The 13,560-nt window shown below is 67.9% G+C and carries 13 protein-coding genes and 1 pseudogene; 11 read left to right on the plus strand and 3 right to left on the minus strand.

Annotated elements, in window-relative coordinates; genetic code table 11:
- Positions 1–3 precede the first annotated feature (3 nt).
- The 5 genes and pseudogenes from QTH91_RS14730 to QTH91_RS14750 form a co-directional block, all read left to right on the plus strand.
- A complete protein-coding gene (locus tag QTH91_RS14730; protein WP_286660856.1) occupies positions 4–1,035 on the plus strand; it encodes a LacI family DNA-binding transcriptional regulator in 1,032 nt (343 codons plus the stop codon).
- Positions 1,036–1,203: 168 nt separating this feature from the next.
- Positions 1,204–2,163 carry a Bug family tripartite tricarboxylate transporter substrate binding protein gene (locus tag QTH91_RS14735; RefSeq protein WP_286660857.1) on the plus strand — a complete coding sequence of 320 codons (960 nt, stop codon included), beginning with the start codon at positions 1,204–1,206 and terminating at the stop codon, positions 2,161–2,163.
- A 10-nt stretch (positions 2,164–2,173) separates the two neighbouring features.
- The gene (gene gudD, locus QTH91_RS14740; RefSeq protein ID WP_286660858.1) at positions 2,174–3,505 is read left to right on the plus strand and encodes a glucarate dehydratase; all 1,332 of its coding nucleotides are present in this window, start codon (positions 2,174–2,176) and stop codon (positions 3,503–3,505) included.
- Positions 3,506–3,573: 68 nt separating this feature from the next.
- The gene (locus tag QTH91_RS14745; protein ID WP_286660859.1) at positions 3,574–4,389 is read left to right on the plus strand and encodes an HpcH/HpaI aldolase family protein; all 816 of its coding nucleotides are present in this window, start codon (positions 3,574–3,576) and stop codon (positions 4,387–4,389) included.
- Between the two features lie 22 nt (positions 4,390–4,411).
- Positions 4,412–5,302, plus strand: a pseudogene (locus tag QTH91_RS14750) (2-hydroxy-3-oxopropionate reductase); the annotation flags it as partial.
- Between the two features lie 24 nt (positions 5,303–5,326).
- Here the strand turns inward: QTH91_RS14750 and QTH91_RS14755 are convergent.
- The gene (locus QTH91_RS14755; protein WP_286660860.1) at positions 5,327–6,982 is read right to left on the minus strand and encodes a phage tail sheath family protein; all 1,656 of its coding nucleotides are present in this window, start codon (positions 6,980–6,982) and stop codon (positions 5,327–5,329) included.
- Positions 6,983–7,143: 161 nt separating this feature from the next.
- Here QTH91_RS14755 and QTH91_RS14760 point away from each other — a divergent pair, with 161 nt between their 5' ends.
- Complete coding sequence (locus QTH91_RS14760) at positions 7,144–7,815, plus strand: nitroreductase (protein ID WP_286660861.1); 672 nt, start codon at positions 7,144–7,146, stop codon at positions 7,813–7,815.
- A 28-nt stretch (positions 7,816–7,843) separates the two neighbouring features.
- Here the strand turns inward: QTH91_RS14760 and QTH91_RS14765 are convergent, their stop codons facing one another.
- The gene (locus tag QTH91_RS14765) at positions 7,844–8,692 is read right to left on the minus strand and encodes a crotonase/enoyl-CoA hydratase family protein (RefSeq protein WP_286660862.1); all 849 of its coding nucleotides are present in this window, start codon (positions 8,690–8,692) and stop codon (positions 7,844–7,846) included.
- Positions 8,693–8,794: 102 nt separating this feature from the next.
- On the opposite strand from QTH91_RS14765, the gene QTH91_RS14770 reads away from it, so the two are divergent.
- From QTH91_RS14770 to QTH91_RS14790, 5 genes are all read left to right on the plus strand, one after another.
- Positions 8,795–9,190 (plus strand): DUF488 domain-containing protein, encoded by a 396-nt coding sequence (locus QTH91_RS14770; RefSeq protein ID WP_286660863.1) that lies wholly within the window; start codon positions 8,795–8,797, stop codon positions 9,188–9,190.
- A gap of 56 nt (positions 9,191–9,246) precedes the next feature.
- Entirely contained in the window at positions 9,247–10,152 is a 906-nt protein-coding gene (locus tag QTH91_RS14775; protein WP_286660864.1) for a CoA transferase, read from the plus strand.
- Positions 10,153–10,174: 22 nt separating this feature from the next.
- The gene (locus tag QTH91_RS14780) at positions 10,175–10,699 is read left to right on the plus strand and encodes a hypothetical protein (RefSeq protein WP_286660865.1); all 525 of its coding nucleotides are present in this window, start codon (positions 10,175–10,177) and stop codon (positions 10,697–10,699) included.
- Positions 10,696–12,105 carry a GAF domain-containing protein gene (locus tag QTH91_RS14785; protein WP_286660866.1) on the plus strand — a complete coding sequence of 470 codons (1,410 nt, stop codon included), beginning with the start codon at positions 10,696–10,698 and terminating at the stop codon, positions 12,103–12,105. Before QTH91_RS14780 ends, QTH91_RS14785 begins: the two co-directional genes overlap by 4 nt.
- A gap of 205 nt (positions 12,106–12,310) precedes the next feature.
- Entirely contained in the window at positions 12,311–12,721 is a 411-nt protein-coding gene (locus tag QTH91_RS14790) for a hypothetical protein (RefSeq protein WP_286660867.1), read from the plus strand.
- A 25-nt stretch (positions 12,722–12,746) separates the two neighbouring features.
- On the opposite strand, the gene QTH91_RS14795 is transcribed toward QTH91_RS14790, so the two are convergent.
- Entirely contained in the window at positions 12,747–13,478 is a 732-nt protein-coding gene (locus tag QTH91_RS14795; protein WP_286660868.1) for a hemerythrin domain-containing protein, read from the minus strand.
- Between the last annotated feature and the right edge of the window lie 82 nt (positions 13,479–13,560).

Consider the following 13,560-nt stretch of genomic DNA (forward strand, 5'->3'; position numbering starts at 1 on the left):
CCCATGACCGAAGCCACCCAACCCCCCAGGCGGGCCCGCCGCGGCAGCGGCGCCGTCACGTTGCATGACGTGGCCCGATTGGCCGGGGTGGCCCCCATCACCGCATCGCGGGCGGTCAACACGCCGGCGCAGGTCTCGCCCGAGGTGCTCAAGCGGGTCCAGGACGCCGTCGCTCGCACCGGCTATGTGCCCAATCGCATGGCGGGGAGCCTGGCCTCGGCGCGCAGCCGCCTCGTCGCCGCGGTGGTGCCGACCATCGCAGGGCCGGTGTTCCTGCAGACCATCCAGGCGTTGACCGAAGCGCTGGCCGATGACGGCTACCAGCTGATGCTGGGCCAATCCGGCTATGCGCAAAACCGCGAGGATGCCCTGCTCGACGCCATCATCGGAAGGCGGCCCGACGGGATCGTGCTGACGGGCGTGATGCACTCCCCGTCCGCCCGCAAGCGGCTCATGGCCTGCGGGATTCCGGTGGTCGAAACCTGGGACCTGACGCCCACGCCGATCGACATGCTGGTCGGCTTCTCGCATGCGGATGTGGGACGGCAGGTCGCCGCCTTCTTTTGCGCGAAGGGCCATCGTCGGCTGGGCATCGTGCTGGGCGATGACGAGCGTGCCGAGCGCCGCCTGCGCGCCTACGAGGCCGAGTCACTCGCCCTGGGACTTGCACCCGTGCAGGCCGAAGTGGTGACTGCGCCCACCACCCTGCGCAGCGGCCGCGAGGCGCTGGCCCGGCTGCTGCAGCGGCCCGAGCCGATCGACGCCGTGTTCTGCAGCTCCGACCTGCTCGCCCTGGGCGTCTTGACCGAGGCCCAGGCGCGCGGCATCGACGTGCCTCGCCAACTGGCCATCGTCGGCTTCGGCGACCTGGAGTTCGCCGCCGACGTGCATCCCGCGCTCACCTCCGTCCACATCAAGGGCGCGGAGATCGGGCGACAGGCGGCGCGATTCATCCTCGATCGGGTGGAGCACCGAGCCGAGGGGCCGCGCGTGGTCGACATCGGCTTTTCCATCATCGAACGCCAGACCGCCTGAAGAGAGCGCACCGAAGGCCCCGCGCGGGTAAACCCGGATCCTGAAATGCCGAGGTAGCGCTACCATCACCGTGAGCAGTGGTAGCGCTACCAAATGGCCCGAGCACTGTGTCGATCGGTTTGCCAACACCACCCCAGCCGCCACTCGCGCGGTCACACGGAGACCCTCATGAAAAAGCTGCTTTGCGCCCTCGCCCTCGGTGCCACCGCCCTGGCCGTCCAGGCCCAGGCCTGGACCGACAAGACCGTCACGCTGCTCGTGCCGTTCCCGCCCGGCGGATCGACGGACATGGTCGCGCGCACGCTGTCCACGCAGATGGCCAACAAGCTCGGCACCACCATCGTGGTGGACAACAAGGCCGGCGCCACCGGCACCATCGGCGCGGGCATGGTCAAGCGCGCCGCACCGGACGGCACCACCTTTCTCGTCACCTCGCTCGGGCCGCTGGTGATCGCGCCGCACCTCATCAAGGGCATCCCTTACGACCCGATCGCCGATTTCGACACCATCACGGTCGCCGTGCAGGCGCCCAACGTGCTGGTGGTGCCCGCCGCATCGCCCTACAAGAGCGTCGCCGACGTGATCGCCGCCGAGAAGAAGAATCCCGGCAAGCTCACCTTTGCTTCGTCGGGCAACGGCTCCAGCGACCACCTCACGGTCGAACTGTTCTGGCAGCAGACCGGCACGACCGGCGTGCACGTGCCATACAAAGGCGGTGCGCCGGCCATCTCCGACCTGCTCGGCGGCCAGGTGGACGCCTCGTTCCAGAACATCAACGCCGTCGTCACCCATGTGAAGGCGGGCAAGCTGCGCGCACTGGCCGTCACGGGCGACAAGCGGAGCTCCGCCCTCCCCGACGTGCCCACCATGGCCGAAGCCGGCGTGAAGGGCGTGGACGTGTATTCGTGGCAAGGCGTGGTCGCGCCCAAGGGCCTGCCGGCCGACGTGCGCCAGAAGGCACACGCGGCCATGGTCGCCGCGCTGAACGAACCCGAAGTGCGCAAGCAGTTCGACGCGCTGGGCTTCGAGATCGTCGCCAACACGCCCGAGCAGTTCGCCACTTTCGAGAAGAACGAGTACGAGCGCTGGAAAAAAGTGATCCAGACCGGCAACATCACGGCCAACTGAGAAACCCGACATGCCCTCCTCCACCCCCGTCATCACCGCGCTGCGCGCCATTCCCGTCGCCGGACGCGACGGCATGCTGCTCAACCTGAGCGGCGCGCACGCCCCCTTCTTCACCCGCAACCTGCTGGTGCTCACCGATTCATCCGGACGCACCGGCGTGGGTGAAGTGCCGGGTGGAGAAAAGATCCGTCAGACGCTCGAAGACGCAGCCCCGCTGGTCGTGGGCCAGCCCATCGGCGCGCACCAGAAGGTGCTGCAGCAGATGCAGAAGGCCTTCGCCGACCGCGACTCGGGCGGACGCGGCCTGCAGACCTTCGATCTGCGCACCACCATCCACGCGGTCACGGCCATCGAGTCGGCACTGCTCGACCTGCTGGGCCAGCACCTCGAGGTGCCCGTGGCGGCGTTGCTCGGCGAAGGCCAGCAGCGCGACGAGGTCGAGATGCTGGGCTACCTCTTCTACGTGGGCGACCGCAAGAAGACCAACCTGCCCTACGCCAGCGAGCCCGATGCCGACAACGCCTGGTTCCGCCTTCGCCACGAGGAAGCCATGACGCCCGAAGCCATCGTGCGCCTGGCCGAGGCCGCACGCGAGCGCTACGGCTTCAACGACTTCAAGCTCAAGGGCGGCGTGCTGAGCGGTGACGAAGAGGTGGATGCCGTCACCGCCCTGCACGAGCGCTTTCCGCAGGCGCGCGTCACGCTCGACCCGAACGGCGGCTGGCTGCTCAAGGACGCGATCCGCCTGGGCGAACGCATGCGCGGCGTGGTGGCCTATGCCGAAGACCCATGCGGCGCCGAAGGCGGCTTCTCCGGCCGCGAAGTGATGGCCGAGTTCCGTCGCGCCACCGGGCTGCCCACCGCCACCAACATGATCGCCACCGATTGGCGGCAGATGGTGCATGCGCTGTCGCTGCAGTCGGTCGACATTCCGCTGGCCGATCCGCACTTCTGGACCATGGCCGGCTCGGTGCGCGTGGCACAGACCTGCCGCGACTGGGGGCTGACCTGGGGCTCGCACTCCAACAACCACTTCGACGTCTCGCTGGCCATGTTCACGCACGTCGGCGCCGCCGCGCCCGGCAAGGTCACGGCCATCGACACCCACTGGATCTGGCAGGACGGCCAGCGCCTGACCAAGGAGCCGCTGCGCATCGAAGGCGGCATGGTCAAGGTGCCGGCCAAGCCGGGCCTGGGCGTGGAGCTGGACATGGCCGAAGTCGAGAAGGCACACCAGCTCTACAAGCAGCACGGACTGGGCGCGCGAGACGACGCGATCGCCATGCAGGCGCTGATCCCCGGCTGGAGCTTCGACCCCAAGCGCCCCGCATTCGTGCGCTGATTTGTTTCACGGCAGGCGCCGCCGTGGCGCATCATCGACCCCCACACACAACCAGGAGACCGAGCATCATGCGAGCCAATCGATTGCGCGAGCTGTGGAAGGCCGACCAGGCCGCCGTCAATGGCTGGCTGGCCATTCCCAACAGCTTCTCGGCCGAGACCATGGCCCACCAGGGCTGGGACACGCTGACCATCGACATGCAGCACGGCGTGATCGACTACCCCGCCATGGTCACGATGCTCCAGGCGATTTCCACCACGCCCACCGTGCCGATCGTGCGCGTGCCCTGGCTGGAGCCCGGCGTGCTGATGAAGACGCTCGACGCCGGCGCCTACGGCGTGATCTGCCCGATGATCAACACCCGCGAAGATGCGCAAAAGCTGGTGGCCTGGACCCACTACGCACCGCGCGGCACACGCAGCTTCGGCCCCATCCGCGCACTGCTCTATGGCGGCGCCGACTATCCCCAGCATGCCAACGACACCATCGTCACCTTCGCCATGATCGAGACCGCGCAGGCGCTGGACAACCTCGACGACATCCTGTCTGTCGAAGGGCTGGATGCGGTGTACATCGGTCCGTCCGACCTGTCGCTGGCCCTGGGCTGCCGGCCGGTGTTCGATGACGTCGATCCACCGGTGCAGCAGGCCATCGACCACATCCTCGATCGCGCCCAGGCGCATGGCCTCGTGGCCGGGGTCCACAACGGCGACCCGAACGTCGCGCTGTCGCGCGTGGCCAAGGGCTTCCGCTTCGTGACCGTCGGCTCGGACGCGCGCCTGATGGCCGCCGGCGCCCAGCAGGCGCTGGGCCGCATGCGTGCCGGCGCGACTGGCGAACCCGCCAAGACGCAGCCCCCGGCGGCGGGCAGCGCAAGCTACTGAACATCAACGTCCCACAAGGAGAACACGCATGAACATCGGCTTTATTGGCCTGGGCATCATGGGCACCCCCATGGCCCTGCACCTGGTGGAAGCCGGGCACCAGCTTTTCGTCAAGACGCGCAGCAAGGTGCCCGACGCGATCGCGGCGACCAATGCCAAAGCATGCGCCAGCGCCGAGGAAGTGGCGCGCCAGGCCGAAGTGATCTTCCTGATGGTGCCCGACACGCCCGATGTCGAAGCCGTGCTGTTCGGCGCCCAGGGCGTGGCCGCTGGCTTGTCGAAGGGCAAGGTGGTGGTGGACATGAGCTCCATCTCGCCCATCGCGACCAAGGAGTTCGCCCGCAGGATCAACGAGGCCGGTGCCGACTATGTGGACGCGCCAGTCTCCGGCGGCGAGGTGGGCGCCAAGGCGGCCAGCCTCACGATCATGTGCGGCGCCGAACCCGAGGTGTTCGAGCGCGTGCGGCCGCTGCTCGAGAAGATGGGCAAGAACATCACGCTGGTGGGCGGCGTCGGCGCCGGACAGGTGACCAAGGTGGCCAACCAGATCATCGTGGCGCTGAACATCGCGGCCGTGGGCGAGGCGCTGGTGTTCGCCTCCAAGGCCGGTGCCGATCCAGCCAAGGTGCGCCAGGCGCTGATGGGCGGCTTTGCCTCCAGCCGCATTCTCGAAGTGCATGGCGAACGCATGATCAAGCGCACCTTCGATCCGGGCTTTCGCATCAAGCTGCACCAGAAGGATCTCGCCCTTGCGCTGCAAGGTGCCAAGGAACTCGGCGTGGCCCTGCCGCAGACGGCCAGCGCCGCGCAGCTCATGCAGGCCTGCGAAGCCAATGGCCTGGGCGACAAGGACCATTCCGCACTGGTGCAGGCACTCGAACTGATGGCCAAACACCCGGTGGCCAAGGGCTGAGGTTCACGCCGGTCGAGATTCAGGTCAGGGCCGCGGATCGTCGGCCCGACCTGCGCGCACCACCACGCGAACGATCACGAACTCAGCCGGCTTGAGCGGCGCGAATCCGACGACGACGTTCGCCAGGCCCAGGCTCTGATCGGCTGGCGTGATCGTCGTCGCATCGCAGCGCACGAAGAACGCCTCGTCCTCGGTGCTGCCCGCAAAGGCCCCCTTGCGGAACAAGCCGCCGAGAAAATTGCCTACGGACAAGCGAAGGGTGGCCCACAGGGGCTCGTCGTTGGGCTCGAACACCGCCCAGCGTATGCCCGATTCGATCGATTGCTCGATGAAAAGCGCCAGCCGGCGCACGGGCACGTACTTGTATTCGTCCGCCAGTTCGTCGGCACCGCGCAGCGTGCGCGCGCCCCATACCAGGCGCTGACCCGCGCCCAGCACGCGCAAGCAATTGATGCCCAGCGGATTGAGCCGCTCGCTGGCACTGTCGCCCAGTTGCACCTGCAGGTCCTGCACGCCCACCAGTTCGGCCTCCATGCCGGCGGGAGCCTTCCAGACGCCGCGCGTAGCGTCGGTGCGCGCGATGACGCCGGCCACCGCACCGCAGGGCACGAAGGTGTCGACACGGTCCTCGCGCAGCGGATCGGGCAGGCGAAGGCAGGGAAAGTAGAGCGCGGCATTGCGCCCTGCGCTGCCGGCCTGCCGAAGCGCCGCGCTACCGTCGACCGCACGATCCACCGCCCGGCTTGCCGACGCGGCCCAGCGTGGGTCCGGGTCGACGATCAGGAACGCGCGACGGCGCACGCACAGCGCGAAGGCGGCGTCGATGACGCCCTGAGGCGGCGGCACATAGTCCGATGGCACGACATTGGCGTCTCGCGCCAGCGGCGGTATGCACAGCAGGTTGAAGGCCACGTCCGGCCTGTCGAGCGCGTGCAAGCCGGTGCCCGCGACGGCATCGCCAAGAAGGTCGGCCGCATCCAGCACGGCACCATCCGATCCCGAGGCACTGTCGGCGCGCACCCAGTGCAGGCCGCTGGTTCCGCCCTCCACGCGCGCGGTGCTCGCCGGCCGGTGCGCCGGCATTGGCCCACGGACCTCGACCAGCAAGGATTCGCGCGCCAGCACCTGTGCCAGGCAGCGATCGTCGTCCGGTTGCACCGAGACGTTGCGGAACACCTCTTGCACCAGTTCGCCCCCCTTGCCTTGCCAGCGCAGGTGCAGGTCGAAATGCTGGGCGCGGCGCCTGGATGCGGCTGGCGCCGAGGGCGAAGGTACCGCGGGCACGGCGCGCCCCTCGTACTCCACGGCGGCGCTCAGGCCCAGCCCCCATGCGCCGACGCTGCGCGCCTGAAGCACGAGCGAGGCGCAGCGATGGCCGCCACACGGCAGGCTGATGGTGGCGGCGCGCGCATCGGCATGCGCCACGCGCACCACCAGCGCCTTGCTGCCGCCGTTCTGGAAGAAGTCGCGCACCGCATAGGGCATGGTGCAGTCGACGTGAAGACCTCCGAAGCGGGCCTCGAACTCGCTCGGGCTTTGCAGCAGCACCGGCTGGTTCAACGGACCGAGCGCGGCGCGGCCGATGAACGCCGCGACATCCGTCGGCACGCCTTCGATCAGGTGCGCGCGCGAACTCACTTCCTCGATGTAGACGCCCGGTGCAGCCGGAGCCCATGGCATGTCGTGAAGCCTTCCTGAGACTGGCACCGGGGTGGCGGCGCACCGCTCGGCCCAAACCTGCGAGCGAGTCTGCTTGGGCCTTGCCGCGCCGGATATCCATCAAAGGTGCACACCGGCCGGCCGAAAGCCATAGTGCGCGGCTTTCGTGCAAGATTGGCTGGATGCGAGTGTCACAAGCCGTTCAAAGCCGCCTCTCGGTGCGCGCCTTCCTGCCCGATCCCGTTCCTGCCGATGCCATCCGCCGCGTGCTCGACCAGGCCGCGCGCGCGCCCTCGGGCGGCAACCTGCAACCCTGGTTCGTGGATGTGCTGGCGGGCCCGGCGCTCGAGTCGTTCCGAGCCGCGGTGCGACGCGACATGGCGCCCGACGCGCCGCCCCAGCAGGCCGAATACGCCGTCTACCCGCCCAACCTGGCCTCGCCCTGGCGGGATCGGCGATTCGAGGTCGGCGAAGACATGTATGCCTTGCTGGGCATCGGGCGTGACGACAAGCCGGCGCGCCGCCGCTGGTTTGCCAACAACTTCGACTTCTTCGGCGCGCCGCTGGCGCTGTTCTGCACCGTGGATCGCAGCATGGGGCCGCCGCAATGGTCAGACCTGGGCATGTTCCTGCAGACCGTGATGTTGCTGCTGCGCGAAGAGGGACTGGACAGCTGCCCGCAGGAATGCTGGGCCATGGTGCCGGACACGATCCGGCGCGAACTCGCCCTCCCGCCCTCGCGCATGGTCTTTTGCGGCATGGCGGTGGGCTACCGCGATCCGGCGCACCCGGTGAATGCGCTGGTATCGACACGCGCGCCGCACGACGAGTGGCTGCGCTTTCACGGGCTCTGAGGCCCGCGCTTCGTTCAGGCGCGCTGGCTCAGGGCGCGGGCATGGCCGAGACGAACTGCGGCGCACGCTTTTCCATGTTGGCCCGCACCGCTTCGGACTGATTGGCGCTGCCCATCAGGGCCTTCTGCTCGACCGATTCGCGCAGCAGCAGGCTGGCCGCATCCATGCTCGCGCTGGCATTGAGCAAACGCTTGCCGCCGCGGATGGCGTCCGGGCTCTTGCCCGCGATCTCGGCCGCCAGGCGAAGCGCCTCGGAGCGCGGATCGTCCGACAGGCGGGTTGCCAGTCCGATGCGCACCGCCTCCTCGGCCTCGACGATGCGGCCGGTGTAGGTCAGCTCGCGCATCACGTCGTCGCGCAGCAGTTCGCGCATCAACACCATGCCGCCCATGTCGGGGACCAGGCCCCACTTCACCTCCATGACCGACATGCGCGTGCCGTGCGCCACGAGGCGGATGTCCGCGCCCAATGCCACCTGCAGTCCACCGCCGAAGGCCACGCCGTGCAACGCGGCAATCACCGGCACGGGCACTTCGCGCCAGACCATGGCCACGTACTGCGCCACGTTCGAAATGCCATGCGTGCGGGCGAGGATGTCGCTGGCGGCGCCCTTGCCGAGCAGTTCCGAGCCGCTGCCGTCGCCGCCCGCCATGCGGTCGAACGACTGCATGTCCAGGCCGGCGCAGAACGCCTTGCCCTGGCCACCGATGACCACGGCCCGCACATCGCCGTCGCGCTTGAGGCCTTCGCCGGCGTCGACCAGCGCTTCAAACATCGCCGGGTCGAGCGCATTCATCTTGTCCGGCCGCGCCAGTTGAAGTTCGACCACGCCGTTGGCGTGGCGGATGTGTTCGATGCGAGGTGTCGTGTTGGTCATGGCTTGGGTTGTCTCCGATCGAATCCCGAGTATGTTCGGCCTGACCGCCATTTTCGATCGCCAAGGTGACGCCGCCGCGGCCAGAACAAGGAGACCCCGAGCATGTCCGTCCGAATCGTCCGCCTGGGAAGCGCCCGCGCATCCGGCGAGGGCCTGCGCATCGGCACGGTGCGCCGGCCGCCGCGCGGCGTACCCAAGGAACAGTTCGCCAGCCAGGACTACTACGACGTCTGGTATCCGAACCTGGCGCCCTCCGCCGAGACCATGAAGCTGGGGCAGGCCGCGCAGTCCGACGATTCGGAACAGGCGTGGAAGGCGTTCGTGCGCGCCTTTCGCCGCGAGATGTCGCTGCCCGACGCCAGTCGCAGCCTTGATCTTCTGGCCGCCCTTTCACACCATGCGAACGTGTCGGTGGGCTGCTATTGCGACGATGAAGCACATTGCCACCGCTCCGTGCTGCGCGAGCTGCTCGCCGAGCGTGGCGCGGACATTGCGTGAGCTCCGGCCGAGACCCAAGCGCCGCAAGGCAGGCAAACCCAGCAAAATTGCCCCCCATGCATTCGCCCGACTCCGCCTCACCCGATTCCACGCTGGCCGGCATTCATGTGCTCAGCCTGGCCCTGAACCTGCCCGGCCCGGCCGCACTGATGCGCTGCCGCCAAATGGGTGCCCGCTGCACCAAGCTGGAAGCCCCGCCGCCCCCCGGCATCGCCAGCAGCGACCCGATGGGCAGCTACAACCCCGAGGCCTACGCCGTCATGCACGCCGGCGTCCAGACGGTGCATGCCAACCTGAAGACTCCTGAAGGACAAGCCCGCCTGCACGAGTTGCTGGCCGGCACCGATGTGCTGATCACCTCGTTCCGACCTTCTGCTTCGGCCAAGCTCGGCGTGGACTGGACAACGCTGCAGGCTCGCCATCCTCGGCTCTGCCTCGTCGAGATCGTCGGCGCCCCTGGCGCGCGTGCCGACGAGCCCGGACATGACCTGACCTACCAGGCCGAGGCCGGACTGGTCTCTGGCCTCGATGTGCCACCTTCGCTCTTCGCCGACATGGCCGGCTCGGTCATGGCCAGCGAGGCGGTGCTGCAGACGCTGCTGCAGCGCGCCGCCATCGGGCGCGGCGCCCATCGGCAGGTGGCCCTGTCGGAGGCGGCTAGCTACCTGGCCCTGCCGCACACCTGGGGCCTGACGCGGCCCGAGGGGGCCGTCGGCGGGGCCCATGCGGGCTACCGCGTCTACCCTTGCCTCGACGGGCGGGTCGCCGTTGCCGCGCTGGAGCCGCACTTCGCGCAGCGGCTTTGCACGGCGGCTGGGGTGGCCGGCGAGTTCGGGCGCAAGACGATGTTCGATGCCGCCACCCATTCGGCCGTGGCTGCGTTCCTGCAGGGTCGCACGCGCGCCCAACTCGACGCCCTGGCGCGCGAGCAGGACATTCCGCTGCACACCCTGCCCGCCTGAAGACGCGCGCCCAAAGCTGCCCATGCCCGCCGCCACCGCGTTGCTCACGCCCGAACTGATCGCCATGATCGACAGCGGCGTGTCGACCATCGTCGCCTCGCGCGATGCGGCCCTGCGCCCGAGCCTGATGCGTGCGGTGGGCAGCAGCATCACGCCCGACGGCAGCGAGATCACGGTCTACCTGGCGCGAAGCCAATCGGGCCAGTTGCTGCAGGACATGGCCGCCAGCGGACGGATCGCCGTCGTGTTCAGCTCGCCCAGCACCCACCGCACGGTGCAGGTCAAGGCCCGCAGCTTCACCGGTCGGGCCGCCAGTGCCGAGGACGTGCCCACGCTGGAGCGCTACCTTCAAGCCCTGGTGGTCGAGATCTGCAGCATCGGCCATACGGCGCAGCTGGTGCGCAAGATGCTGGCCTACAGGCTCGAAGACCTGGTGGCCATCACCTTCGCACCCGAAGAGGCCTTCAACCAGACGCCCGGGCCCATGGCCGGTTCGGCGCTGCCGGCAACGCGCGCGGGCGCTGACGCCGCAGGAGGCCAGGCATGAGGCACGAGGCAAGCGGCGTCGCACTGCGCTCCATCCGTGCCTGCTTCGACGGTGCCATTCCAGCCATGATGGCCACCTGCGCGGCCGACGGAACGCCCAATGTGGCCTACCTCTCGCAGGTGTACTACGTGGACGAGCGGCACGTGGCGCTCTCGTTCCAGTTCTTCAACAAGACCCGGGCCAACATCCTGGCCCATCCGTATGCGGCCGTGCTGGTCATGAACCCGATCACGGTCGGCTTCTACCGGCTGCATCTGCGCTACCTGCGCACCGAGACCAGCGGCCCGCTCTTCGAAGGCATGAAGGCGCAGCTGGCGGGCATCGCCTCGCACAGCGGCATGGCCGACGTGTTCCGCCTGCTCGGCGCCGACGTGTACGAAGTGCTGGACATCGACGACGTGCCCGGCGATCGCGCGCCCGAGCCCGACACCCGGCTGGACACGCTGGCCGGCCTGCGCGAAATGGCCGACCGGCTGGCCCGCTGCACCACCACCGACGAAGCCTTGCAGTCCGCCCTCGCGGGCCTGACCGAGCGGCTGGACATCCGTCATGCGATGGTGCTCATGCACGACAACGCAGCCCAGCGCCTCTACACCGTGGCCAGTTGCGGCTACGCGAGCTCGGGCATCGGCGCGGAGATCGAAATGGGCCACGGCGTGATCGGCGTCGCGGCGCGCGAACGCACGCCGGTGCGCATCAGCCACATGACGCATGCGGCCAGCTACAGCCACGCCGTGCGCGCCAGCATGCAGGAGGTCGAACCCGGCCTGCTGCTGCACACTGACATCCCCTTCCCGGGCTTGGACGAGCCGAGCAGCCAGTTGGCGGTGCCGATCATCTCGGCCAACCGGCTGATGGGCGTGCTCTTCGTCGAAAGCCAGCAGGACATGCGCTTCGGCTTCGCCGACGAAGATGCGATGGTCGTGCTGGCCGGCCAGTTGGGCGCCACGCTGGAACTCCTGCAACAGGCGGCCGCGGAGCCGGAGGCGGCGGCCGTGCAGGAAGCGTCCGCCGCGAAAAGCCTCGCGCTCCCCTCGGCCGCTCCCGCGATTGCCAACCCACCGCGCATGCCGCTTGGGCCGCCTTTGCTGGTGCGCCATTTCGAAGCCAACCACAGCATCTTTGTCGACCAGAACTACCTCATCAAGGGCGTGGCCGGCGCCATCCTATGGAAATTGCTGCGCGAGCATCAGGAGGATGGCCGCTGCGAATTCAGCAACCGCGAACTGCGCCTGGACCCGTCCATTGGCCTGCCCGATGTCGCCGACAACCTCGAAGCCCGACTCGTGCTCTTGCAGCGCCGCCTCCTGGAAACCCGCCCAGGCATCTGCCTGGAAAAGACGGGCCGCGGACGCTTCCGACTGCGCATCGAACGCCCGCTGAAGCTCGCTGAAATCGGCGCCTGAAAGCCTTTCGGGCCGCCGTTCGCAGCCGGCAATTCCCGAGCCCCGCACACGGGCATTTGGCAAATTAAATCTTAGGAATTAAGTGTATTTAGATCGAAGGATTTAACTTGCACACACATTTATTTGCTGTTTGAAATTTCATTGAATTGCCGTGCTGTTTCGTCTTGAAACATCTATGCTTCAAGCAACAAACAGGAAATTCCAGATGACTTCTTTGCGCAAAGAATGCATCCAGGCCGCACGCGAACTCGAGGCGGCCTACGTTGCCGACAAGCTCGCCTACATCGACCTGAATCGGCGCAGCAAGGACTTCTGGGCGCTTCAACCGACGAAGTCCTGGCCGAGCACGCCCGACTTCGCACCGTGGATGCGGGCCCGCGAGCGGCTGTTGGCGGCCGAGAAGAAAGTCATCACGCTCTTGCGCGAACGCTGCGAGCAGGCCAAGGCGCGCCGCCGGCAACGCCAGCACATGCGCCTTTTGGCCTGCCGCCCCTACCTCGAGCAGTTGCCGGCCGAAACGATGCCGGACGATCTGCCGCCGAGCAACTTCCTCACGCTCGACCGGTTCGATCCCCCCAAGCTCGCGCCGTTCCTGCAGGTGCAGGCGGCGCACTAGGCCAGGCGCCGCCAGGTCCGCTTCTTCAAGCGGCGGCAGGCAGTTCCAACGCCGCCTGCAGCTTTTCCCACTCTCGCGCCGAAAGGTGCGGACGCGTCGCGCCGAGCACGGCCTCGAAAGCCGGAGCCGGCGCGTGTGCCTTCATGTCGCCCAGCACCATCGCGCGCTCGCCGGCATTCATGAACGGCACCATCCAGCGCATGACCAGCATCATCTCTTCAGGCGGGATGGAGCCGACCAGTTCGGCATGGATGCCCATCAGTTCCTCGTCGCTGTAGTGGGCCCACAGCGTGGCGTTGTGCTGCGTTTCCTCGTAGTTCATGTGCTCGTAGTTGTGCGCGATGAACAGCGACAGGCGACGGTAGAAACCGTGCACCGCCGCGTCGAGGTCTTGCCCGGAGGTGTCGAGCAATGCGCGGACGGATTCGGCCAGCGTGTCGATCTCCGCGACGTGATGCACATGGTCATCGCCGATGTGCTGGCTCGAGCCTGGCGCCCGCGCCTCCAGCGCCTTGTGGACGAAGTTGTTCTCGTGCTCCAGGTGGCTGCGCATCAGGTCGAGCAGTTGCAGCACGCGTTGGGTGGTCTGCGCGAGTTCGAGCGCGTCGTGCGCATCCATGCGGCCCACGGCCAGCAGGGTGTCCGACATCACGGCGCGCAGGGCCTTGTGAATGCCTGCGTAAAGATCGACGCGGGAGGCTGCAGGTGCCTGGGCGGTTTGCTGGACTTCGGCCAGCTCGCGGGAATCGTGCTTCATCTTGCTCTCTCAGTTCAGTTCCGACTTCGTCTGTCGTGGTTCAGGGCCGCCAGTGCCCCATGCACTTGCTGACCTGAATCGA

The organism is Variovorax dokdonensis (assembly GCF_030316895.1).
Lineage (GTDB): Bacteria > Pseudomonadota > Gammaproteobacteria > Burkholderiales > Burkholderiaceae_C > Variovorax > Variovorax dokdonensis.